The sequence below is a fragment of the Pseudomonas sp. PME37.24/006 genome (genome assembly GCF_055556635.1).
The window spans coordinates 333,547-358,180 of sequence record NZ_JBVHNL010000004.1; the positions used below are offsets into that span (position 1 = coordinate 333,547).

Sequence of the window (24,634 nt, forward strand, 5' to 3'; positions counted from 1 at the left end):
CCGGCGATGCTCTGGATACGCGTCTTGCCAGCAAGCCGGCTCCTACGACGTCGACAGCGAAGCAACGCCCTCAGAAACAACAATGCCCGCCCTGCTGACGCAGATGGCGGGCATTGCTTGCGACCGCAAAAACTCAGTGAGCGGGCTTAGCCTCTGGCCGTGCGGAGATCGCCGCCTGGCTTTCTTCCATGACCTGCTGAATCGCCTTGCGACGCCGCTCTTCCGCGCGGTGGGCGAAGAACCACACCAGGAAGGTGGCGAGCGACACCGCCAGCAGAATCAAGCTGGCCACGGCGTTGATCGCCGGGGTCACGCCCAGGCGTACCTTGGAGAAAACCTCCATCGGCAGCGTGGTGGCACCAGGGCCGGAGACAAAGCTGGCCAGCACCAAGTCATCCAGGGACAAGGCGAAGGACATCATGCCGCCAGCCATCAACGATGGCGCAATCATTGGAATAGTGATCAGGAAGAACACCTTCCAAGGCCGCGCGCCAAGATCCATGGCGGCTTCCTCGATGGACAGATCCAGCTCGCGTAAACGCGCGGAGACCACCACGGCCACATAGGCCGAGCAGAAGGTGGTGTGCGCAATCCAGATGGTCATCATGCCGCGTTCTGCAGGCCAGCCGACCAGTTGCGCCATGGCCACGAACAGCAGCAGCAACGATAGACCGGTGATCACCTCGGGCATGACCAGCGGCGCCGTGACCAGGCCGCCAAACAGCGTGCGTCCCTTGAAGCGATGCACCCGGGTCAGTACGAAGGCCGCCATGGTGCCCAGCGCCACTGCGGCGATTGCCGTGTAGCAGGCGATTTCCAGGGAGCGCCACACCGCGCCCATCAACTGCCGATCATCGAGAAGGCTGACGTACCACTTGGTCGACCAACCACCCCAGACCGTTACCAGCCGCGAGGCGTTGAACGAGTAGATCACCAGGATGAACATCGGCAGATAGATGAACGCGAAACCGACCCAAAGCATGAAGGTGGAGAAGCGGAAGTTTTTCATGCTTTGCCCTCCATTTCTTTCGCTTGGTTCTTGTTGAATAGAATGATCGGAATCAACAGCAGCGCCAGCATCACCACCGCCAGAGCGGATGCTACCGGCCAGTCGCGGTTGTTGAAGAACTCTTGCCACAACACCTTGCCGATCATCAGCGTTTCAGGGCCGCCAAGCAGCTCGGGAATGACGAACTCGCCGACCACCGGAATGAACACCAGCATGCAGCCGGCGATGATGCCGTTCTTGGACAGTGGCACGGTGATTTTCCAGAAGCTGTTGAAGTTGCTCGAGCCGAGATCCGACGCGGCCTCCAGCAGGCTCTGATCATGCTTCACCAGGTTGGCGAACAGCGGCAGGATCATGAAGGGCAAGTACGAGTAAACGATGCCGATGTACACCGCGGTGTTGGTGTTGAGGATCTGCAACGGCGAGTCGATCAGACCAATACTCTGCAAAAAACCATTGAGCAGGCCGTTGTTGCTGAGAATCCCCATCCAGGCGTAGACGCGGATCAGGATCGCAGTCCACGTTGGCATCATCACCAACAGCAGCAGCACCATCTGGGTTTCTTTTTTTGCCCGGGCGATGGCATAGGCCATCGGATAGCCGATCAACAGGCAAGCCAAGGTGCTGAAAAAAGCGATTTTCAAGGAACCGAGGTAAGCGGCTATATACAGGTCATCCTCGCTGAGGAAGATGTAGTTGCCCAGGTTCAACACCATCGACAACGTGTTATCCACCCAGGTGAAAACCTCGGTATACGGCGGAATCGCCACATCGGCTTCGGCGAAACTGATCTTCAGGACGATGATGAACGGCAGCAGGAAGAACAGGAACAGCCAGATGAACGGAACGCCGATCACCAGGTGTCGGCCGGTAGGCATGCGCTTGGTCAGGCTGCTCATCTTCATGACTGCAGTACCACGCCGCTGTCGTCTTCCCAGAACACCACCACCGGGTCATCCCAGGTCGGCCGCTTGCCGCGGCGTTCGGCGTTGGCAATGAAACACTGCACGATCTGCCCCGAGGTGAGCTTGACGTAGTACACCGAGTGGCCGCCCAGGTAGGCGATATCGTGAACGCTGCCATGGCTCCAGTTGTACTCCGGGTGCTCGTGGTCGCTGGGCAGTTGCGTGGCCATCAGCAGCTTTTCCGGGCGCAATGCGTAGGTGACCTGGGTCTCCTGAGCTCGGGTGCTGATGCCGTGGCCGATGTAGATCGGCTTGTCCAGCTGCGGACAGTCGATCACGGCGTGGTCGGTGTCATCGTGAACGAGCTGACCTTCGAACAGGTTGACGTTGCCGATGAACTCGCATACCAGGCGGCTGGCCGGCGTCTCGTAGATATCGATCGGGCTGCCGATCTGCGCGATCCAGCCCAGGTGCATGATGGCGATGCGCTGGGCCATGGTCATGGCCTCTTCCTGATCGTGGGTGACCATCACGCAGGTCACGCCCACGCGCTCGATGATTTCCACCAACTCAAGTTGCATCTGCGAACGCAGCTTCTTGTCCAACGCGCCCATGGGCTCGTCGAGCAGCAGCAGCTTGGGCTTCTTCGCCAGGGAGCGGGCCAGGGCCACGCGCTGGCGCTGCCCGCCGGAAAGCTGATGGGGTTTGCGCTTGGCGTACTGGCTCATCTGTACCAGCTTGAGCATCTCCGCCACGCGCGCATCGATTTCAGCCTTGGGCAGCTTGTCCTGCTTGAGACCGAAGGCGATGTTGTCAGCCACGCTCATGTGCGGGAACAGCGCGTAAGACTGGAACATCATGTTGATCGGCCGCTCGTAGGCCGGCATATCGGTAATGTCTTGCCCATCGAGGAAGATGCGCCCTTCGGTGGGTCGTTCGAAGCCGGCGAGCATGCGCAGCAGCGTCGACTTTCCCGAGCCTGAACCGCCGAGCAGGGCAAATATCTCGCCTTTGTTGATGGTCAGTGACACATCCTCGACGGCGATAGTCTCGTCGAATTTCTTGGTCACTCGCTCGATCTTGACCAGCACCTCTTTCGGTTGCTGACTTCCTTCGATGACCTTCTTATAGGTGCTGGAAGCAACTGACATTAACAAAACTCCCGCTGCAAAAATGGCGCCCGGCAAGGGCCGGGCGCGAATAGACTCATCTTCCGGACTTGATCTTCGTCCAGCTTCGGGTCATCAGACGCTGCGCCGTAGGCGGCAATTCGGCTGAGATATACAACTTGTCCAGAACACTCTGCGGCGGATAAACCGACTCATCCTGGCGAATGTCCTGATCCATCAACTCCCCCGCCTTGGTGTTGGGGTTGGCATAACCGACATAATCACTGACACCGGCGATCACTTGCGGATCGAGCAGGTAGTTGATGAAGGCATGGGCCTGCTCGACATTGCCGGCGTCCTTGGGAATGGCGAGCATGTCGAACCACAGGTTGGCGCCTTCCTTGGGAATCGCATAGGCGATTTCGACGCCCTTTCCGGCCTCCGCGGCACGATCTGCGGCCTGTAAAACATCACCGGAATAGCCGAACGCCACGCAGATGTTGCCGTTGGCCAGATCGCTGATGTATTTCGAGGAGTGGAAGTAGCTCACGTAGGGGCGCACTTCCAGCAGCTTGGCTTCGGCTTTGGCGTAATCGTCGCCACTCTGGCTGTTCGGATCGAGGCCCAGGTAATTGAGCACCGAGGGAATCATCTCGTCCGCCGAGTCGAGGAACGACACACCACAAGTGGCCAGCTTCTTCATGTTTTCCGGCTCGAAGAGCACGGCCCAGGAGTCGATTTCGTCGACGCCCAGCACTTCCTTGACCTTGGCCACGTTGTAGCCAATGCCGTTGGTACCCCACAGATAGGGCACCGCATATTGATTGCCCGGATCGTTGGCTTCGAGCTGCTTGAGCAGCGCCGGGTCGAGGTTTTTCCAGTTCGGTAGCTTGCTACGGTCGAGCTTCTGGAACGCGCCCGCCTTGATCTGCTTGCCGAGAAAATGGTTGGACGGCACCACCACATCGTAGCCAGTACGGCCGGCGAGCAGTTTGCCTTCCAGGGTTTCGTTGGAGTCGAAGACGTCGTAGACCGGCTTGATACCCGTGGCCTCCTGGAACTCGGCCAAGGTTTCCTCGCCGATGTAGTCGCTCCAGTTGTAGATATGCACGGTGCCATCCGCATGTGCCAGGGTTGCCAAGCCAACCGAAAGCGCGGTCGTTGTCAGGATCTTGCCCAGGGGAAAATGCACAGGTCGTCCTCTTTGTTATGGCTCATCACCAGGCGGTGACGCATCGCAATTCGAGTGAGCGTCACGACAGGGCCGCAACGCTCGGCGGGCGGCGATCCGCCCGTTATCCCTGCAGGAGCGCGAACCGCAGCGCCAGACAGCGCTGCGGTCGCGGCTCGATCAACGGCCGGACTTGATCTTCGTCCAGCTACGGGTGATCGCGCGCTGAGCTGCCGGCGGTAGATCCGGGAAAGCGTACAGTTTGGTCAGGGTTTCCTCGCTCGGGTAAACGCCCGGGTCATTACGGATGGCCTCGTCCACCAGAGGCGTGGCCTTGGCGTTGCCGTTGGGGAACTGCACCTCGTTGGTGATCTCAGCCATGACTTCCGGCTTCATCAGGAAATTCATGAAGGCGTAAGCAGACTCAACGTTTTCCGCATCAGCGGGGATTGCCACCATGTCAAAGAAGGTACCGGCACCTTCCTTCGGAATGTTGTAAGCCACTTTGACCTTGTCGCCAGCTTCTTCAGCGCGAGACTTGGCCTGGTACACGTCCCCCGAATAACCCACAGCGACGCAGAGGTTGCCATTGGCCAAATCGGAAATGTACTTGGACGAGTGGAAGTAGGTGATCGAAGGACGAATCTTCAGGAATAGCGCCTCGGCTTCCTTGAGTTCTTTCGGATCAGTGCTGGTTGGATCGTAGCCCAGGTACTGCAGCGCAATCGGCAAAATCTCGGTCGGCGAGTCGAGGAAGGCTACACCGCAGGATTTCAGCTTCTCGATGTTTTCCGGTTTGAACAGCAGATCCCAGGAATCCACCGGGGCATTCTCGCCCAACGCGGCCTTGACCTTCTCCGGGTTGAAGCCGATACCGATCGAGCCCCACATGTACGGGAAGGCGTACTGGTTGCCCGGATCGCTGATTTCAACGGTTTTCAGCAGGTTCTTGTCGAGGTTGCTCCAGTTCGGCAGCTTGGATTTGTCCAGCGGCTGATAAACCTTGGCCTTGATCTGCTTGGCCAGGAAGTTGTTCGACGGCACCACGATATCGTAACCCGACTTGCCGGCTAACAGCTTGGCTTCCAGGGTTTCGTTGGAATCGAAAACGTCGTAGGTGACCTTGATGCCGGTTTCCTGGGTGAACTTGGCCACGGTGTCCGCAGCGATGTAGTCCGACCAGTTGTAGACGTTCAGTACCTTGCTATCTGCCTGCGCCATACCGGCCACGGTGCCGGCCAGCGTCACGGCTAGCAGAGTCTTGCCGAAAGTCTTGATCATGCGGTTCAGCTCCATTTGTGGTGTTGATTATTCGGGTTGCCACGCGCTGCCGCGTGGCCCCTTTATGGCCGGCGCAGTCTGGCGATAACTGCCTTATCGCTCAAGCCTTATGCCAGTAAAGCACGGGCAGTGAGATCCAGGCACTTGCGCGCCTTGTCCACCAACTCGTCGATTTCGGTCTTGCTGATCACCAGCGGCGGCGAAATGATCATGGTGTCGCCCACGGCGCGCATGATCAGCCCGTTCTCGAAGCAATGACCGCGGCAGATCATACCGACAGCCTTGTCGCTCGGATAACGCGCGCGGGTCTGCTTGTCTTTGACCAGCTCGATGGCGCCAAGCATGCCGACTCCACGCACTTCCCCCACGAGCGGGTGATCCGCCAGTTCACGCAATCGCTTTTGCAAATACGGTGCCGTTTCTTCTCTGACTCGCTCGAGGATCTTTTCTTCGCGCAAAATTCGGATGTTTTCCAGCGCCACGGCAGCTGCCACCGGGTGCCCGGAGTAGGTGAAACCGTGGTTGAAGTCGCCGCCTTCGTTGAGCACCTCGACGATCTCGTCACGCACCACCAGGCCGCCCATTGGCACATAGCCCGAGGTCAGGCCCTTGGCGATGGTCATCATGTCCGGCGTATTGCCGTAATAATCGCTACCGAACCACTCACCCGTGCGGCCGAACCCACAGATCACCTCATCGGCGACAAAGAGGATTTCGTACTTGGCGAGAATCTCGCGCACCTTCGGCCAATAGCTGTCTGGCGGGATGATCACACCGCCAGCGCCCTGGATCGGCTCAGCGATGAACGCCGCGACGTTGTCTTCGCCGACCTCGAGAATCTTCTTCTCCAGTTCCTCGGCTGCCCAGATGCCGAAAGCCTCCGGGGTCATATCGCCACCTTCGCCGAACCAGTAAGGCTGAGCGATGTGCACGATGCCGGGGATCGGCAGATCACCCTGTTCATGCATACCTTTCATACCGCCCAGGCTTGCCCCGGCAACGGTGGAGCCGTGGTAACCGTTCTCACGGGCGATGATGACCTTCTTGCTCGGCTTACCTTTAAGTGCCCAATAGTGGCGCACCATACGCAACATGGTGTCGTTGCCTTCCGAACCAGAACCGGTGAATACCACATGATTCATGCCCGCCGGGGTGACTTCGGAGAGCGCCTTGGCCAGTTCAAGCACAGGCGGATGAGCGGTCTGAAAGAAGGTGTTGTAGAACGGCAACTCACGCATCTGCCGGCTGGCGGCCTGCACCAACTCTTCACGCCCATAACCCAGTGCGACACACCACAGCCCAGCCATACCGTCGAGAATCTTGTTGCCTTCGCTGTCCCACAGGTGCACGCCTTCTCCGCGGGTAATGATGCGCGGGCCTTTCTCGGCCAATTGTTTGAAATCACTGAAAGGCGCCAGGTGATGGTCGCGGCTCATGGCCTGCCATTGCTGGGTTTTCGGGTTGTTTACCGTCATGTTCACCTCTTTATATAGTCAGGGCCGTGCGGATCACGCACCGGCCCCGGTTAACTCAGACCGAGAGCAGCAGGAACTCGCGCTCCCAAGAACTGATCACGCGCTTGAAGTTCTCGTGCTCAGCACGCTTGACCGCCACGTAACCACTGACGAACTTTTTGCCCAGATACTGCTCGACCACCTGGCAGGTTTCCATGCGTTCCAGCGCGGCCTCGAGGGTCAGCGGCAAGCGCAGATTACGGCGCTCGTAACCGCGCCCCACGACCGGCGCGCTCGGCTCGATGCCTTCGACCATACCGATGTAACCGCACAACAGGCTGGCCGCCAGCGCCAGATAAGGGTTGGCGTCAGCGCCAGCGAGGCGGTTCTCGACCCGGCGGTTCTGCGGCGTAGCGTCCGGTACGCGCAGGCCAACGGTGCGGTTCTCCTCGCCCCACTCGACGTTTACCGGTGCCGAGGTGTCCGGCAGGAAGCGGCGGAACGAGTTGACGTTGGGGGCGAACAGCGGCAGCAATTCCGGGATGTATTTCTGCAGGCCGCCAATGTGGTGCATGAACAGCTCGCTCATCGAGCCGTCGTCATTGGAGAAGATGTTCTTGCCGGTATTCTTGTCGATGATGCTCTGGTGAAGGTGCATGGCGCTGCCGGGCTCGTCGGTGATCGGCTTGGCCATGAAGGTCGCCGCCACGTCGTGCTTGAGTGCCGCCTCACGCATGGTGCGCTTGAACACCAGAATCTGGTCAGCAAGGTGCAGGGCTTCGCCGTGACGGAAGTTGATCTCCATCTGCGCCGGGCCTTCTTCGTGGATCAGGGTGTCCAGATCCAGGCCTTGCAGCTCGCACCAGTCGTACATGTCCTCGAACAGCGGGTCGAATTCGTTGGCCGCATCGATCGAGAAGCTCTGCCGGCCGGTTTCCGGACGCCCGGACCGACCCATCGGCGCCACCAGCGGGAAGTCCGGGTCGCTGTTGCGCTTGGTCAGGTAGAACTCCATCTCCGGCGCCACAATCGGCTGCCAGCCCTTGTCGGCGTATAGACGCAGGACTTTCTTGAGGATGTTGCGCGGCGACAGTTCGATCGGATTGCCCTGTTTGTCGTAGGTGTCGTGGATCACCTGAGCGGTCGGCTCGATGGCCCAGGGCACGATGAACACGGCGTTCTCATCCGGCCGGCAGATCATGTCGATGTCGGCCGGGTCGAGCAGGTCGTAATAGACGTCGTCTTCGACATAATCGCCGGTAACGGTCTGCAGCAACACACTTTCGGGCAGGCGCATGCCCTTTTCGTCGAGGAATTTATTGGTCGGCGAGATCTTGCCACGGGCGATACCCGTCAGGTCGCTGACCAGACATTCGACTTCGGTGATCTTGCGTTCTTTCAGCCAGCTGGAGAGCTGGTCCAATTTGGTACTCATAGAGACCTCAGGTTTTTTTAAAACCGGCATCCTCGGCCGGCTCGACATGCCCTGCCCACTCGCAAATCTCGGCTGGAGGTTGGCCAGAGCGCAGGAAAATCCGAATTGTCACGTGGCCTCCGGTAAAACGCCCATTAGGCCATCCAGATAAGCCCGGCCAGCATTCATGGGCAGCACGCCTTCGCCACACGGATCCAGACTGTAACTGACCTTTGTTGCACTCGACAGACCCAGCCTCACCTGCAAAGCATGGGCCGCTAGGCCAAGGCACGCCCCCGCGTCACTAACAGCGAAAGCGCACTCGCGAACCAACCAACGACATAAAGAAGCACCAAGCCACTCTGGCTTGCGAAGCGAAGTGCCCGGAAGAGGATAGGGAAAACTGACGGAGTGTGCAGATTTTCGAGCGGGGTAAGCAACTTGAGCTGCGTTCTGGCAGCAGCGCTGATAACGCGTAGCCGTGTCCTGATGATGAGCGCGATCAGCAGCAGCCCCAGGATAAGCTGGACAGTGCAGGGCACGAACGATGGCGCTGGAGAGCCACAGGCACGTCATGAAACACCCGTATTGTTGGATTATTAGGGGTTTGTCCGAGCTTAGCCTTGTTCATTTTTTTATACAACACAGCGAAACTCAAACGCAGCCCCGCCATATGAATGACCAACACGGTGGCGAAGAATCACTCAAAAAGCCCTTAAAACGCCCTATAAATGGTCACTGCGCTCTCCTTTAGGGCGTCCCACCTTGTCTTGACGGTACATTGCGCTGGGATCGATGCTCCGAGGCGTGAGTCATTGATTGAAATTTTCAACAAGATGGATGCTCCATCATGAATGGAACCCCAGCGTGCCATTGCGCGCTCCTCAAGGAACATCCTGAAGTTCAGTTCAACGATCTGCTGAGATAAAATCCCTCCTTATTTCAGCCGCACCCCGTCACGGAGTAACGCCATGTCGACCCTAAGCACCACCCCTCGCACCGATGGCTTTCGCATGCCCGCGGAGTGGGAACCGCACAGCCAGACATGGATGGTCTGGCCGGAACGGCCGGACAACTGGCGCCTGGGTGGCAAACCCGCACAGCACGCGTTCACGGCCGTGGCCAGAGCCATCGCCGAGTTCGAACCGGTGACTGTCTGCGTGTCTGCCGGGCAGTACGAGAATGCCAGTGCACATCTGCAGCATGCGCGTATCCGTGTAGTGGAAATGACCACTGACGATGCCTGGGTGCGCGACACGGGGCCCACCTTCGTGACCAGCACAAGTGACGAGCTGCGTGGTGTCGATTGGGGCTTCAACGCCTGGGGCGGCTTCGAAGGTGGTTTATATTTCCCGTGGCTGCGCGATGATCAAGTTGCCAGCAAGATCCTTGGCCTGGAAGGCTGCGACGGTTATCGCACCGAAGGCTTCGTGCTTGAAGGCGGATCGATTCACGTCGACGGTGAAGGTACTCTGGTTACCACCGAGGAATGCCTGCTCAACCACAACCGCAACCCGCACCTGAACCGCGAGCAGATCGAAGCCGTGCTGGCCGAGCACCTCGCCATCGACACCGTCATCTGGCTGCCGGACGGCCTGTACAATGACGAAACCGACGGCCATGTCGACAACTTCTGCTGCTACGTAAGACCAGGCGAAGTGCTGCTGGCCTGGACGGACGATCCGGAAAACCCCAATTACCCCCGCTGCCAGGCCGCCCTGCGTGTGCTGGAAAGCACCCGCGACGCCAAAGGTCGTACCCTGACCGTGCACAAGATGCCGATTCCCGGCCCGTTACATGCGAGCGAAGAAGAATGCGCGGGTGTCGACCGCGTACTGGGCAGCCAGGAGCGCAGCCCCGATGTACGCTTGGCAGGCTCCTACGTGAACTTCCTGATCGTCAACGGCGGCATCATCGCGCCGAGTTTCGATGACCCCAAAGACGAGGAAGCCAAGGCCATCCTCGAACGCCTGTTCCCCGAGCACCGCGTGGTCATGGTACCGGGCCGCGAGATACTGCTCGGCGGTGGCAATATTCACTGCATCACGCAGCAACAGCCGGCGGCTGCAGCAGGCTGACGACGGCTGCTCTCGGAACCCAGACAAGCAAAAGCCCGGAACCAGTCCGGGCTTTTGCATTGAGACGAGCCGCCGCGTGGTGCGGCTCGACACTCCAGCTTAGAGCAGCGGGATGCTGTAGCTGACGATCAGGCGGTTTTGATCGATATCGCCACCCGGCTGGCTGCGCAGCGAAGCGTTACGCCAGGCAAAGCCCATACCTTTCAACGAGCCTTGCTGCAGCACGTAGCTGACAGTCAGGTCGCGTTCCCACTCTTTCAGGTCGCCAGTTGCCGACTTGATGTTGTCGCCTTTCATGTACAGCACGTTGGCGGTCAGGCCAGGAACACCGATCTTGCCGAAGTCATAACCGTACTGAGTGATCCAGGTACGTTCGCCAGCGCGGGCGAAGTTGGTGATCTGACGGTCGGTGATCAGATAGGTAGTTGCACCACCCTGGCCAGGAATCGAGCCTTGGTTTAGCTGAATGAAGTTGCTGTCACCGGAAACCTGCTGGTAGCCGGCGCTCAGTGCGTGACCCTCCAGACTGTAGGTGAAGAAAGCACTCCAGGTGCGGTTGTCAGCTTCACCATCAAAACCCGCCTTGCCACTTGCGGCGCGGTAGCCATCGGCACGACCAGCAGCACTGCCGTTCTTGCCATCGGAACCAGTGTCGAAGTAACGCAGGTCAGACTTCAGCGAGCCGGCACCCAGCGCCAGCGTGTGGGTCAGACCCAGAAAGTGCTGCTTGTAGAAGTCATCCAGGTTGCCGTAGTAGTACTGAACCAGAAGATCCTTGTTGATCTTGTAGTCAGCACCACCGTAATAGAACTTGTTGCTGTCCGCCCCAGCGCCCGCACCGGCAATGGCCAGAGACTCGGCATTGCTGGAGGTACGGCCTTTAGCATGCTCCAGTTGGCCGGCAACCAGTGTCAGGTTGTCGATTTCATTGGAGGTGACCTGAGCACCTTCGAAAGTCTGCGGGATCAGACGACCGTCGTTGAAGGTAACGACTGGCAGCTTCGGCTGCAGAGTGCCGACATGTGCCACGGTCTTGGAAACGCGAATCTTGCCGGTCAGGCCCAGGCTGCTGAACTCGTCAACGGCACTGTTATCACTATCAGTTGGGAACAGAACGCCCGGTGTGCGGCTACGACCCGCTTTGTTGGTACGACCACCGGAATCTAGCTTGACGCCCACAAGACCAAGTGCATCAACGCCGACACCAACAGTACCTTCAGTAAAGCCCGACTGCAGGTTCAGTTGGAACGCCTGGCCCCACTCCTTGTTGCTGGGGCTATCAGTATCGCGAACATCGTTATTGAAATAGAAGTTACGCAGATCCAACTTGGCGGTGCTGTCTTCGATAAAGGCAGCGTTAGCAACGTTGCCCAGGGTCAGACCCAGGGTGCCGGCAGCTACGGCCAGCGCCAGGGAAGCTTTTTTCATCGTGATCTCTCCAGTGTGTTTTCTTTTATTGGTTGCAACACATCGGTCTGATGGGTGATGCCTCAGCGGCACTAAATCAGCCGAATTCGGGCACGACCGTCGAACACCAGGCAGCCAGAAGACGCCACAGGTAATTGGACGGCAGTACGAAACGCTCAGAAATTAAGACGAATCAGGTGGGTACGAAAGCTAAGGCGACAGGGAAAGGGCATCGTTCGATTCTCTGCATTGTTATTGTCAGCCTCTAGGGGCCGCTGCTGTATGAATCTAGCACAGCAGGTTACGTGCCATTGGCGAACAGAGTCGCACAAAGCACGATCTTTCAATATGTTACAGAAAATAGCGAAATAGCCGACGGCCGCTCACCAGACAAAATAAGCGAGTAACCGCCGATAAAAAGACAGTGCAGGGCGGATTTTCGCCACGCCTCAGCTCGTGACGATCTGATTTTTTCCCTGACGCTTGGCCTGGTACATGGCAGCGTCCGCACGGGCGTAGAGCACATCGAGACCAGGATCACCACTGCGCAACGAAGTCAGCCCTTGGCTAACGGTGATACCAAAAGCGCTGCCTTCATGACTGAAGGCCAAGCGCTGAATTTCTCGCTGCAGACGCTGGGCGATCTGTGACGCCAGCTCCGGTTCACAGCCTGGAAACAACGCCGCGAACTCCTCACCACCGATACGCCCGAACAAATCACCGCGGCGCAAGACCGAACTGGCGCAGCTAGCCAATTGCTGGAGTACCTGATCGCCCGCCTGATGGCCATAACTGTCGTTTATATGCTTGAAATCATCCAGATCGAGCAGCAGAAAGGCCAGTGGTTGCCCCTGATTACGGGCCAGTTCGAACTCACTCTGCGCGCACTCGAAGAAGTGTCGGCGGTTGCTGCTTTGAGTGAGCACGTCGGTAGTAGCCAGGCGATGCAACTCGCCTTCGAGCTGTTTCTTCTCGGTGATATCTTCAGCGATACCAAAGATAATCGGCGATGCCAGGCTGTCACTGTGACGGCCGATAAAGCACTTATCACTGAGCCAGCGAATTTCGCCATCGGCACGTATGATGCGGTATTCACGAGCCTCGACTGCACCAGTATCCAGAACCTGAGCCATGCTCTCGGCGGCAAACTCCAGATCGTCAGGGTAGATGCTGTTACGCCACTCGCCGTAATCAGCCAGTAGCAACCCTGCTGAACGCCCAAAGACCAGCTCATAGGCCGGGCTGACATATATGATCTGCTGGGTTTCCCAATCGAACGCCCAGAGCACAGCGTTGACGCTGCCTAATAGTGTGCTGAACAGCTGCTCGCGCTCGCGCAAACGGGTACCTTCCGCGCGGCTGTGCAACAGCGCCATGGTCAGCTCTTCCAGGTCGATAGTGCCGAGTTCATCCATATACCGATCCTGAGCAACGCCAAATAGATTGCGGTGAGGGCTGCCAAACGGGATCAAAAAAGCCCGCCGTGTGGCGGGCTTTTGGGTGGCAACCGGGTCACTGCTATGACCATAGCCACCGCGGGCGGTTCAAAGCCGCGTGTGCGATTGCGTGCTACGTCACACTGTGGCAGGCCGCAACGAGTAGGTTTTGAGCTGCTCGGCGAAATCGCGCAGGGACTGAATGCCACTGGCTTCGGCGTCCTGTACCCAGTGTTTCATCGCTTCGAGCATGTCGTGACCATTGGCGCTGGTCTTGGCCCAGATCTGCTGCAACGCCAGGCGTTTCTCATAAATGACCTTGAGCGCCTGACTGTGCGCCAGCATGGCGTCAATGTGCACCTGCTGCTTGTCCTGCAACAGACTCGGCTCCCGCGACAGCAAGCGCTTGGCGCGACGGAACTGGTGCCGCACAGACTCGTCGGCCTTGGCCAGTTCCTGCTTGACCAGTGGGCCAATCACCAACTTGCGGTACTGGGCCATGATCTGGAAACGGTTGTTGAGGATCGCCATGGCGGTATCCATATCCAGAATGCCCTTGCCAGGCACCCGGTGTGCGATCGGCGCGACCCGCTGCACCTTGGCCAGGCGCAAGAAGCTGAACAGCTGTATCCAGGCCCAGCCCATGTCGAACTCCCAGCGCTTGACCGACAGTTTGGCCGAGTTGGGATAGGTGTGGTGATTGTTGTGCAGCTCTTCGCCGCCCACGATGATGCCCCAGGGCACCAGATTGGTGGCCGCGTCGCGGCACTCGAAGTTGCGATAACCGACTGCATGGCCAAGGCCGTTGATAACACCGGCGGCCCAGAACGGAATCCACATCATCTGAATCGCCCAGACGGTAAGACCCAGCGCGCCGAACAGCGCCACATCAATGACCATCATCAATGCGATACCGCCCATGGGGAAACGCGAGTAAACCTTGCGTTCTACCCAGTCATCAGGGCAATTTTTGCCATAAATACGCAAGGTATCCTGATTCTTCGCTTCTTCGGCATACAATTCAGCGCCTTTACGCATGACTGTTCCCAGCCCCTTTATCACCGGACTGTGAGGGTCTTCTGCGGTTTCACACTTGGCGTGGTGCTTACGATGGATGGCGGTCCATTCGCGGGTGTTCATGGCCGTGCTTAGCCACAACCAGAAGCGGAAGAAATGTTTGAGCGCAGGATGCAGCTCCAGGGAGCGATGCGCCGAGTAACGGTGCAGGTAGACCGTTACGCTGACAATGGTGGCGTGGGTCATCAGCAAGGTAACGATGATGAGTTGCCAGACCGACAGGTCGAGAAAGCCGTTGTACCACATAGGTCGGGGTACCTCTTGCAGAGAAAAACGCGGGTCGGCGAAAAGGCCGACGCCTGCATTATCAACATCAACCGCTGGAAAACCACTTGGTCTTTTGGCTGAGAATGTTACAACGCAGGCTCCCCTAGTGACCTTTACTCGAGATCAAGAACCGAGCCATCCGTTATGAGCACTCGCCAAGGCGCATTACGCCTGACTCTCAACTACCTGGTGGCAGCAGGCCTGTGGATTATCTTCAGCGACATGCTGCTAGCGTCGCTCGGCCTGACTGTCCGACAGACGGAGCAGATTCAGGTCTGGAAAGGGCTGATCTTCGTTCTACTGACCAGCGCTCTGCTGTACCTGACGATACGCCATCACCTCGAACGGCAGGCACTCATTGGTACAGCTCTGCGCGCCAGCGAAGAACGTCTCAGCCTGGCCCTGTCGGCGACCGAGGACGGTCTTTGGGATTGGGATCTGCGTCGCCAAAACGTTTACTACTCGACGGGCTATCACACCCTGCTGGGCATGAAGGATGGCGAGCTGAGCACGGATCGCCAGCAGTGGGAACAACTGTTGCACCCCGAAGATCGACCACATTACCACCGCGCCATCGCCGAAATCATGCAGGCGACAAGTGATACGTCTTACGAGAATACTTACCGCCTACGCCATCGCGACGGCAGCTATCGCTGGGTAATGTCACACGGCCGCCTGCGCCTCGATGCACAGGGCCACCCGGAACGCTTCATCGGCACGATACGAGACATCACCCAGCGCCGCGCCGATGCCGACAGCCTGCGACAGGCATCAGCGGTGTTCGAGTCCACCCAGGAGGGCGTGCTGGTCACGGACGCGCGGCAGAACATCGTGCATATCAACCCGGCGTTCAGTCGGATCACCGGCTACAGCGAAGCGGAAATCCTCGGCAAGCACCCAACGCTGCTGAAATCCGGCCGCCACGACGCCGCTTTCTACCAGCACCTCTGGCACACCCTGCAGACCCAGGGCGCCTGGAGTGGCGAAGTCTGGAACCGCCGCAAGAACGGTGAAATCTACCCGCAGTGGCAATGCATCCGTGCCATACACGACGACAACGGGCTGCTCAGCCACTATGTCGCCGTGTTCTCCGATATCAGCGTGCTCAAACATTCCCAGCATGAGCTGGATTACCTGGCCCACCACGACCCACTGAGCAATCTGCCCAACCGCCTGCTGTTCACCGAACGTGTCGAACACGCCCTCGATCGGGTGCAAAGCGAAGCCCATCGGGGCGCCGTGCTGGTAGTCGATCTGGATCACTTCAAGCACATCAATGAGAGCCTCGGCCATAACGTCGGCGACCTGCTGCTCAAGGCCACCGGCGAACGGCTCGCCAAGCATCTCGATAAAGGCACCACACTGGCGCGACTGGGCGGCGATGAATTCGGCCTGCTCAGTGAAGACTGCGCCGAGGCCGAACAGGCTGCCCATTTGGCTCAACGGTTAATCGATTGCCTCAACGAGCCTTTTATTCTAGACGGCCAGGAACTGTTCATTTCCGCCAGCATCGGCATCTGCCTGTATCCGGACAATGCACAAACCGTCGAACAAGTACTGCGCAATGTGGATTCGGCCCTGTTCAAGGCCAAGAGCAGTGGCCGCGAAGGCTTTGCCTTCTATGATCTGGCTCAGACCAAGTATGCGCGCCAGCGCTTAGAGCTCGTCGCAGGCCTGCGCCATGCGCTTGAGAACGACGAACTGCGCGTGCACTACCAACCGCTGATCTGCCTCGCCGAGGGGCGGATGATTGGGGTGGAAGCTCTGGTGCGCTGGCAGCATCCGCAGCGCGGCCTAGTACCGCCGGGTGAGTTCATCCCGATTGCCGAAGACAGCGGCATGATCAGCGCCATCGATGCTTGGGTGCTCGAGCATGCCTGCCGGCAGATGGTCGCCTGGCGGGCTTCGGGCAGCAGCCTACAGTTCGTAGCAGTGAACATTTCCAGCCGCCTGTTCAGCCGTGGCGAGATTGATCAGCGAGTCGCTCAGGTGCTCACCGATACCGGCCTACCGGCCGAATGCCTGGAGCTGGAAGTGACCGAGAGCGCGGTGATGGACAACCCGGATCAGGCCCAGGCGCTGCTTGAGCGCTTGCGCGTACTCGGCGTGCGCTTGGCCATCGACGATTTCGGCACCGGTTACAGCTCACTGGCACGCCTCAAGCGCCTGCCGGTGCAAAAGCTCAAGCTCGACCAGAGCTTCGTCGCCGGCTTGCCCCATGACAAGGACGATCGGGCGATCACCCGCGCCGTCATCGCCCTCGCCCACAGCATGGAAATGAAGGTGCTCGCAGAAGGTGTGGAGCGCGGTGAGCAGCAGGACTACCTGCGCCAGCTGGGTTGCGATTATGCCCAGGGCTACTTCATCGGCCGGCCCGTGCCAGCCGACGTTCTGGAACAGAAGTAGCGATGCCTCACCCGGCGAGCCCAGTCGACGGTGCTGGGTTCGCCACGGCCTGGCGGCGCCCGAAGGCGCTGCCAGGCAGGCTCAGAACAGCGCTTTGCGCGCTTCGCTGCTGAGCACTTCTTCAGGGCGCAGGGAAATCGCCTCGGCGACCTGATAGGCACGCTGTACCGCAGAGCGATTGCCCATGCGCGCCAGCCAGGCGGCCATATTGGGGAAGTCTTCGAGACGCTGACGCTGCAGCTCCCAGCCTTTGGCCCAAGGGTAGATGGCGATGTCTGCTATCGAATAATCGCCTGCCACGTATTCCTGACCTTCGAGCTGGCGATCCAAAACCCCGTACAGGCGGGCGGTCTCCTTAACGTAGCGGTCGATGGCGTAAGGAATCTCCTCAGGCGCGAAACGCACGAAGTGATGATTCTGCCCGGCCATCGGCCCTAGACCACCCATCTGCCAATGCAGCCATTGTTGAACCTGAACGCGCAGCCGCGGCTGCAATGGCATGAACCGCCCGACCTTGTCGGCCAGGTACTCGAGAATCGCGCCGGACTCGAATACCGAGATCGGCTCACCACCATCACTGGGGTTGTTGTCGACGATGGCCGGAATCCGATTGTTCGGCGAGATTTTCAGGAATTCCGGCTCGAACTGCTGGCCGGTACCGATATTCACCGGGTGCACGTTGTAGTCCAGGCCGCTTTCCTCGAGAAAGATGCTGATCTTGTGGCCGTTGGGGGTCGTCCAGTAATGAAGGTCGATCATGGGGCGCTCCTGTCGATCGGGCGCAGCTGCACTGCAGCTGCCGATTGCAATGGGTAGAGCTTGGAGCCGGGCCAGCAGCGCAGAGTTCAGACCCGGTGACCTGCGCGGCCCACGAGTCGTCCAGCATGCCTGTCGGTGCCGTGACGGGCAGCGATACTTTTAACCAGATGGCGCGAACCGCCTCTCGCCCTGCACACTCCAAGCGAGGCACAATCGAAGCGCCGTATGCCGATGGCTGCGGCTCAGTCCATTCACCCGTGAAGGTCGCCAACCCGGATGTCGTCCCCCTCCCTGCGCCACTCCTTGCGTCGTCTCTGGGCAATGGACAAGTTCAGCTACAGCCTGCGGGTTTTCATCGCCCTCGGCGGCAGCCTGGCGCTGTGCTGGTACCAGGGCTGGATGCACAGCCTGATACCGCTGTTCCTCGGCGTGATCGCCAGCGCCCTGGCGGAAACCGACGACAGCTGGCAGGGCCGCCTGACCGCGCTGCTGGTGACCCTAGGCTGCTTCAGCGCCGCGGCCTACACGGTGGAGTTCCTGTTCCCGTACCCGTGGCTGTTCGTCAGCGCCCTGGCCCTGTCGGCGTTTTCTCTGACCATGCTTGGCGCCCTGGGTGAACGCTTCGCGACCCTCGGCTCGGCGACGCTGATCCTCGCCGTGTACAGCATGATTGGCGTGGAACAGCGCGGCGGCATCGCCGGGCTGTGGCTGGAGCCCTTGCTGCTGGTCGCCGGCGCCGCCTGGTACGGCGTGCTGTCGGTGCTATGGAACGCATTGTTCGCCCATCAGCCGGTGCAGCACAGCCTGGCACGGTTGTTCCGTGAGCTCGGCCTGTACCTCAAGCTCAAGGCGGCGCTGTTCGAACCCTTGCGCCAGCTCGACGTGGAAGCTCGCCGCCTGGCCCTGGCCAAGCAGAACGGGCGTGTGGTGGCCGCACTCAACGCGACCAAGGAAATAATCCTGCACCGGGTCGGCAATGGCCGCCCCGGACCGAAAGTCAGTCGCTACCTGAAGCTCTACTTTCTCGCCCAGGACATCCACGAGCGCGCCAGCTCGTCGCACTATCCGTATAACGCCCTGGCCGAAGCGTTCTTCCATAGCGACGTGATGTTCCGTTGCCAACGCCTGCTGCGCCTGCATGGCAAGGCTTGCCACGCTCTGGCGCAGGCCATCGAACTGCGTCAACCGTTCGAATACGGCGAGCAGTACGGTCAGGCCCTGGCAGATCTGCAGGCCTCGCTGGAGCACCTGCGCATCCAGAGCAACCCGGCATGGCGCCACCTGCTGCGCTCGCTTGGCGCCCTGGCGGGCAACCTTGGCACCCTCGACCGCCTGCTGGGCAGCGCCAGCAACCCCGACGCCCTGGCCGAGGAGCAGGACAGCTCCCTGCTCGACCGCGAGCCGCAATCGCTGCGTGACGTCTGGGAACGCATCCGCCTGCAGCTGACTCCCACATCCCTGCTGTTCCGTCACGCCCTGCGCCTGTCCATCGCCCTGGCTGCCGGCTATGGCGTGCTGCACTGGATTCACCCGACCCAGGGCTACTGGATTCTGCTGACCACCCTGTTCGTCTGTCAGCCGAACTATGGTGCGACGCGAATGAAGCTGGTGCAGCGCATCATCGGTACCGTGCTGGGCCTGCTGCTTGGCTGGGCATTGATCGACCTGTTCCCGGCTCCGCTGATCCAGGCGTTCTTTGCCGTCGCAGCCGGCGTGGTGTTCTTCGCCACCCGCTCGAGCCGCTACACCGTGGCGACGGCGGCCATTACCCTGCTAGTGCTGTTCTGCTTCAACCAGGTGGGTGACGGCTACGGGCTGATCCTGCCGCGTCTGTTCGATACCCTGCTCGGCAGCCTGATCGCCGGCCTCGCGGTATTCCTCATCCTGCCGGACTGGCAGGGCCGTCGCCTGAATCGCGTGGTCGCCAATACCCTGAGCTGCAACAGCACTTACCTGAGACAGATCATTCGCCAATACGCCGAGGGCAAGCGCGACGACCTCGCCTACCGCCTGGCTCGCCGCAACGCCCACAACGCTGATGCAGCGCTGTCCACCACCCTTGGCAACATGCTCATGGAGCCGGGGCATTTCCGTAAGGAAGCGGATATTGGCTTCCGCTTTCTGGTGCTCTCGCACACCCTGCTCAGCTACCTCTCGGGCCTTGGCGCGCACCGTGGCGAAACCCTGCTGGCCGACGAGCAGAGTGAGCTGCTGAGTAGCGCCGGGCGTATCGCCGAAAGCCTCGATGAAATCGCTCGCGGCCTCAACGAACAGAGCCCGATAGCCATTCAGAGCGACAGCGAGGAACACCTGGCCGCTACACTGGAGCAGATACCGGAGGAGCTGGAGGACGCGCAGCGGCTGGTACAGACCCAGTTGTCACTGATTGCCCGGCAGCTCGCCCCGTTGCGCACGCTGGCCGTTCACCTGCTGAAGAATCGTCCCAAGGCGACTACATGATGGATAAGCAACCCATCGTCCAGCAGGTCATCGAGCAACTGACTGCCGACCTGCTGGCCGCCGAACAGGCGGCGCGGGTCGCCCACGAAACGGCGACCCACGAAGAGAACATCGCCGAAAACAAGTACGACACCCTGGGCCTGGAGGCTGCCTACCTGGCTGCCGGGCAGGCACGCCGGGTGGAGGAAATCGGCCAGAGCCTGCGGGCCTGGCGGCAGTTGCAGCTGCGCCCCTACGACGAGGCACTGGGTATCCGCATTACCGCTCTGGTGTTGTTGGCTGACGAGGATGGCCGTGAACAGTGGCTGTTCCTCGGCCCGGATGGTGCAGCCATCAAGGTACGCGCCCAGCAGCGGGAAATCCTCGTGCTAAGCCCTAACGCGCCACTCGGTCAGCGCCTGCTGGGGCGTCACCCCGGCGACGAGATCGAGCTGAAGATCGCTGGGCGGATACAGCATCACGAGATCATCGAAGCACACTGACCAACGTCAGCGGCCTCAGCCCGGGGTGTTCGACTGCAGATCGCGCCAGGTCAGGTAAACGCGCAAATCGAACTCCAACTGCTGGTAGTCCGGAAGCATGTATTCGCAGAGTTTGTAGAACGCCTTGTTGTGGTCGCTCTCTTTCAGGTGCGCCAACTCGTGCACCACGATCATCTGCAGAAACTGCGGTGCGGCGTCGCGAAACAGCGAGGCCACACGGATCTCTTTCTTGGCCTTGAGCTTGCCACCCTGCACCCGCGAGATCGTGGTATGCAGACCGAGGGCTCGATGGGTCAGATCAAGGCGATTATCGAACAGCACCTTGTCGATGGCAGGCGCGTTCTTCAGGTGCTCCTGCTTGAGCGCCATGACGTAGGCGTACAGCGCCTTATCGCTTTGGATCGTGTGGCGGCCCTCATAACGCTGCGCCAGGTAATCGCCCAGGCGCTCACCGGCAATCATCTGACGCACCTGATCCTGCAGCGAGGTTGGATAACCCTGGAGATACTTCAATGGCGTCATAACGGCTCAACGGTCGAGGCTAGCGGCGGGATTATGCCTCAACCTACAGCGGAACCACTCGCAGTAGCCTGCCTTCGGCACTATCGGTCAGCAGGTACAGCGCGCCATCAGGGCCGTTGTAAACGCCACGGATGCGCTCCTCTAGCTCCTGGAACAGCACATCTTCGCCAGCCAGCCGGCCCTTCACCAAGCGCACACGGCGTACGCTCTTTTCGGCCAGTGTCGAAACGAACAGATCACCTTTCCAGTGCGGGAAGCGATCACCGGTGTATAGCGCCAGCCCGGATGGCGCCACTGACGGCGTCCAGTGCAATTGCGGGGACAGATAGCCCGGCAGCTCGGTAAAAGGCGTGACCATGGCGCCGGTGTAGTCGACCCCAAAGGACGCCAGCGGCCAGCCGTAATTACCGCCAGCCTGGATCAGGTTCAGCTCATCGCCGCCCTTGGGGCCGTGCTCGTGGCTGTAGAGGCGCTTGCGCTTGCCGTCGTAGACGAGGCCCTGCACATTGCGATGGCCAAGGCTGTAGATCTCTTCAGCAGCGCCGGGCTGACCGCGCAACGGATTATCTTCGGGAATGCTGCCGTCACGGTGCAAGCGCACCGTCTTGCCCAAATGATTGGCCGGGTTCTGCGCCTGCTCGCGCCAGTCGAAGCCGTCTCCCAGGGTCAACACCAGAGTCTCGTCGGGCAGAAAGGCGATCCGCCCGCCGTAGTGCGAGGCGCCGGCCTTGGCCGGCTGGGCGGTGAACAGCACCTCGAAGTCGCGCAATTCACCGTCTACCAGGCGAGCCCGCGCCAGCCGCGTATTGTTGGCGTCGATATCACCATGGGCATAGCTCAGGTAGATCCAGGGATCTTTGGCGAACGCAGGATCCAGCACCACCTCCATCAAGCCTGCCTGAGTGGCGACGAAGGGCGCCGGCACCCCCTTGATCGGCTCGGCCTGCAGCTTGCCTTGGGCATCGATCAGGCGCAGTTGCCCGGTACGCTCGGTAACCAGCATGCGGCCGTCAGGCAGGAAGGCCAGCGACCAGGGATGCTCGAGGCCGCCAGTGACGGTTTCGATCCGGTAATCGGCATGGGCCAGAGCACCTGCGCAAAGGCCCAGCATCAGCAGGACAGCTTTCAACATCACACCTTTGATTCGAGGAAAGATCATCAACGGCCAGCACCGCTAAAGCGGGCGAAGGCCAGGCTACCCAGGCTGCCGCAAACCATCAGTGCCGCGGTACCGGCCAGGGTACGGTTAGCGCCGATCAGCGTCGGCATGGGTGCCACGGCATTGGCCACACACAACGCCAACCAGACCGCCAAGGCGCCGGCGAGCAGGAACACCAACCAGCGCAGCGCGCCCAGAGCAGGCGCAAACCAGGCAGCCAAAGGCAGTGCAATGATGAACGAAGCGATGACCAGTGCGGCGAACGTAGGGCTGAAGCCCAGCAGATCGTGCAGGGTGGCCTGCATGCGCACGCCCATGGAGATACTGGCGCCGAGCTGTTGCAACGCGGCGAGATTGAACTGGGTCTGGACGATGCTGCCGAGCAGCGTAGCCACGACGACGGCCACACAGAACGGCAGCCAGGGGCGGGAATTTTGAGGCATGGGAGCCGACATCCTGAAACGCGTGGCGGCAGTATGGCGTAGAGCAAGCACCAAAGCGGCGCAGGTGTTTTACATGGTTTTACGCCGGCCGAACGCGTGCTCGAAAAATCACCTGGTGGCAACGTTCAATGGGCATGTTCATGACGGTCGTATACGCAGGATGGCGTGGGGCGAAGCGATACCCATCGCAATAGGCGGTGCAGGACAATAATGGGGGCTCCTCGACCTGCGCGGCCATAAGCCCAGTACGGACATGAAAAAGCCGCTTGTCCATGACGGACAAGCGGCTTCTCGGTGCGAGGCGGAACGCTTCGATCAGTTGATCTTGGCGGCCAGCTCACCCTTGGCGTAACGCTGGAACATACCTTCCAGGGAGATCGGTTTGATCTTCGAGGCGTTGCCGGCGGTACCGAAGGCTTCGTAGCGGGCGATACAGATATCACGCATGGCAGTGATGGTATGGGCGAAATACTTGCGCGGGTCGAACTCGCTCGGGTGCTCGGCCAGGAAGCGGCGGATAGCACCGGTGGAAGCAAGACGCAGGTCGGTGTCGATGTTGACCTTGCGCACGCCGTATTTGATGCCTTCGACGATCTCTTCGACCGGCACGCCGTAGGTCTCTTTGATCTCGCCACCATGCTCGTTGATGATCGCCAACCAATCCTGCGGTACCGAGCTGGAACCGTGCATCACCAGGTGAGTGTTGGGGATGCGCTTGTGGATGGCCTTGATGCGCTCGATCGACAGCACGTCACCGGTTGGCGGCTTGGTGAACTTGTAGGCGCCGTGGCTGGTGCCGATGGCGATGGCCAAGGCATCGACCTGAGTCTTCTTGACGAAGTCGGCGGCTTCTTCCGGGTCGGTCAGCAGTTGGCTGTGGTCGAGCACGCCCTCTGCACCAACGCCGTCTTCTTCACCGGCCATGCCGGTTTCCAGGCTACCCAGGCAGCCCAGCTCACCTTCAACCGACACGCCGCAGGCGTGAGCGAAGGCAACGGTCTGCTGCGTGACGCGCACGTTGTAGTCGTAGTCGGCGGGGGTTTTGCCATCTTCTTTCAGCGAGCCGTCCATCATCACCGAGCTGAAGCCCAGCTGGATGGAGCGCTGGCAGATGTCAGGGCTGGTGCCGTGATCCTGGTGCATGCACACCGGGATATGCGGGAACTCTTCGATCGCAGCGAGAATCAGGTGGCGCAGGAACGGCGCACCCGCGTACTTGCGGGCACCAGCGGAGGCCTGGACGATGACCGGCGAATCGGTCTTGTCGGCAGCTTCCATGATGGCGCGCATCTGCTCGAGGTTGTTGACGTTGAAGGCCGGCACGCCATAGCCGAATTCGGCGGCGTGGTCGAGCATCTGGCGCATGCTGATAAGTGCCATGTTTTGCTATCTCCCGATAGGGCTCGTTAATCGTTCAAGCCTGCCGCAGTGGCAGGCGCTATTCAAGTACTGCTGTCAGGGCGCCTTGCAGCCGCGCCCCAGCAAATCGTCATTGGCGGTACGGTAGATCAGGCCTTCCTCACCCTTGGTGTGAAAGGACAGCGTACCGTCGCTGTACAACACGCCGGAACCCGCGGGCTCCTGGCTCAAGCGGTGGACAACATCGCTGCCACCCATCCGCACATCGACTTTCTCGTGGGCACTGTCGGCATAGCGCCAGAACACTTCGGCCTGGCTGTCACACACCCAGCGGTTCCATTCCTGGCTGTCGGCATAGTCCTTCCCGGCACAGCCAGCGAGCATTGCCAGGCCGAACAACACGGCGGCACCTTTATAACGGTTCATCGCACTCTCC

20 protein-coding genes are annotated in these 24,634 nt (G+C 60.0%); 4 read left to right on the forward strand and 16 right to left on the reverse strand.

Features of this window, described 5'->3' with window-relative positions:
- Window positions 1-133 precede the first annotated feature (133 nt).
- The 7 genes from ACZ3GY_RS17685 to ACZ3GY_RS17715 form a co-directional block, all read right to left on the reverse strand.
- Complete coding sequence (locus ACZ3GY_RS17685) at window positions 134-1,009, reverse strand: ABC transporter permease subunit (RefSeq protein WP_463562627.1); 876 nt, start codon at window positions 1,007-1,009, stop codon at window positions 134-136.
- On the reverse strand, window positions 1,006-1,887 hold the full coding sequence (locus ACZ3GY_RS17690) for an ABC transporter permease subunit (protein WP_463565949.1): 882 nt from the start codon (window positions 1,885-1,887) through the stop codon (window positions 1,006-1,008). Before ACZ3GY_RS17690 ends, ACZ3GY_RS17685 begins: the two co-directional genes overlap by 4 nt.
- A 23-nt stretch (window positions 1,888-1,910) precedes the next feature.
- Window positions 1,911-3,065, reverse strand: a complete 1,155-nt coding sequence (gene potA / locus ACZ3GY_RS17695; protein WP_463562628.1) for a polyamine ABC transporter ATP-binding protein — start codon at window positions 3,063-3,065, stop codon at window positions 1,911-1,913.
- 55 nt (window positions 3,066-3,120) lie between these two features.
- Window positions 3,121-4,203, reverse strand: a complete 1,083-nt coding sequence (locus ACZ3GY_RS17700; RefSeq protein WP_463565950.1) for a polyamine ABC transporter substrate-binding protein — start codon at window positions 4,201-4,203, stop codon at window positions 3,121-3,123.
- Window positions 4,204-4,374: 171 nt separating this feature from the next.
- The gene (locus tag ACZ3GY_RS17705) at window positions 4,375-5,475 is read right to left on the reverse strand and encodes a polyamine ABC transporter substrate-binding protein (RefSeq protein ID WP_463562629.1); all 1,101 of its coding nucleotides are present in this window, start codon (window positions 5,473-5,475) and stop codon (window positions 4,375-4,377) included.
- Between the two features lie 107 nt (window positions 5,476-5,582).
- On the reverse strand, window positions 5,583-6,950 hold the full coding sequence (locus ACZ3GY_RS17710; RefSeq protein WP_465911341.1) for an aspartate aminotransferase family protein: 1,368 nt from the start codon (window positions 6,948-6,950) through the stop codon (window positions 5,583-5,585).
- 55 nt (window positions 6,951-7,005) lie between these two features.
- Entirely contained in the window at window positions 7,006-8,364 is a 1,359-nt protein-coding gene (locus tag ACZ3GY_RS17715; RefSeq protein WP_463562631.1) for a glutamine synthetase family protein, read from the reverse strand.
- A 950-nt stretch (window positions 8,365-9,314) separates the two neighbouring features.
- Between ACZ3GY_RS17715 and aguA the strand changes: the two genes are divergently transcribed.
- Window positions 9,315-10,421: an agmatine deiminase gene (gene aguA, locus ACZ3GY_RS17720; RefSeq protein ID WP_465911342.1), complete on the forward strand. Its 1,107-nt coding sequence runs from the start codon at window positions 9,315-9,317 to the stop codon at window positions 10,419-10,421.
- Between the two features lie 99 nt (window positions 10,422-10,520).
- On the opposite strand, the gene ACZ3GY_RS17725 is transcribed toward aguA, so the two are convergent.
- The 3 genes from ACZ3GY_RS17725 to desA form a co-directional block, all read right to left on the reverse strand.
- A complete protein-coding gene (locus ACZ3GY_RS17725) occupies window positions 10,521-11,849 on the reverse strand; it encodes an OprD family porin (RefSeq protein ID WP_463562633.1) in 1,329 nt (442 codons plus the stop codon).
- Window positions 11,850-12,277: 428 nt separating this feature from the next.
- On the reverse strand, window positions 12,278-13,243 hold the full coding sequence (locus tag ACZ3GY_RS17730) for a GGDEF domain-containing protein (RefSeq protein ID WP_463562634.1): 966 nt from the start codon (window positions 13,241-13,243) through the stop codon (window positions 12,278-12,280).
- Between the two features lie 159 nt (window positions 13,244-13,402).
- Window positions 13,403-14,587, reverse strand: a complete 1,185-nt coding sequence (desA, locus tag ACZ3GY_RS17735; RefSeq protein ID WP_465911344.1) for a delta-9 fatty acid desaturase DesA — start codon at window positions 14,585-14,587, stop codon at window positions 13,403-13,405.
- Between the two features lie 165 nt (window positions 14,588-14,752).
- Here desA and ACZ3GY_RS17740 point away from each other — a divergent pair, with 165 nt between their 5' ends.
- Complete coding sequence (locus ACZ3GY_RS17740) at window positions 14,753-17,014, forward strand: sensor domain-containing protein (protein WP_465911346.1); 2,262 nt, start codon at window positions 14,753-14,755, stop codon at window positions 17,012-17,014.
- Between the two features lie 81 nt (window positions 17,015-17,095).
- Here ACZ3GY_RS17740 and ACZ3GY_RS17745 read toward each other — a convergent pair whose 3' ends face one another.
- Complete coding sequence (locus ACZ3GY_RS17745; protein WP_465911347.1) at window positions 17,096-17,773, reverse strand: glutathione S-transferase N-terminal domain-containing protein; 678 nt, start codon at window positions 17,771-17,773, stop codon at window positions 17,096-17,098.
- Window positions 17,774-18,049: 276 nt separating this feature from the next.
- Between ACZ3GY_RS17745 and yccS the strand changes: the two genes are divergently transcribed.
- Both yccS and ACZ3GY_RS17755 read left to right on the forward strand, forming a co-directional pair.
- Entirely contained in the window at window positions 18,050-20,233 is a 2,184-nt protein-coding gene (gene yccS, locus ACZ3GY_RS17750) for a YccS family putative transporter (RefSeq protein WP_463562637.1), read from the forward strand.
- Window positions 20,233-20,715, forward strand: coding sequence for a GreA/GreB family elongation factor (locus ACZ3GY_RS17755; RefSeq protein WP_463562638.1), 483 nt, complete (start codon window positions 20,233-20,235; stop codon window positions 20,713-20,715). The genes yccS and ACZ3GY_RS17755 overlap by 1 nt, the downstream gene beginning before the upstream one ends.
- A gap of 15 nt (window positions 20,716-20,730) precedes the next feature.
- Here ACZ3GY_RS17755 and ACZ3GY_RS17760 read toward each other — a convergent pair whose 3' ends face one another.
- The 5 genes from ACZ3GY_RS17760 to ACZ3GY_RS17780 all read right to left on the reverse strand — a co-directional run bounded on the left by ACZ3GY_RS17760 (window position 20,731) and on the right by ACZ3GY_RS17780 (window position 24,624).
- Entirely contained in the window at window positions 20,731-21,237 is a 507-nt protein-coding gene (locus ACZ3GY_RS17760) for a M48 metallopeptidase family protein (protein WP_465911349.1), read from the reverse strand.
- A gap of 43 nt (window positions 21,238-21,280) precedes the next feature.
- Window positions 21,281-22,369 (reverse strand): PQQ-dependent sugar dehydrogenase, encoded by a 1,089-nt coding sequence (locus ACZ3GY_RS17765; RefSeq protein ID WP_465911350.1) that lies wholly within the window; start codon window positions 22,367-22,369, stop codon window positions 21,281-21,283.
- 26 nt (window positions 22,370-22,395) lie between these two features.
- Complete coding sequence (locus ACZ3GY_RS17770) at window positions 22,396-22,839, reverse strand: hypothetical protein (RefSeq protein WP_225837537.1); 444 nt, start codon at window positions 22,837-22,839, stop codon at window positions 22,396-22,398.
- Window positions 22,840-23,154: 315 nt separating this feature from the next.
- Entirely contained in the window at window positions 23,155-24,219 is a 1,065-nt protein-coding gene (gene fba, locus ACZ3GY_RS17775; protein WP_070880313.1) for a class II fructose-bisphosphate aldolase, read from the reverse strand.
- 75 nt (window positions 24,220-24,294) lie between these two features.
- Window positions 24,295-24,624 carry an MliC family protein gene (locus tag ACZ3GY_RS17780; protein ID WP_463562641.1) on the reverse strand — a complete coding sequence of 110 codons (330 nt, stop codon included), beginning with the start codon at window positions 24,622-24,624 and terminating at the stop codon, window positions 24,295-24,297.
- Between the last annotated feature and the right edge of the window lie 10 nt (window positions 24,625-24,634).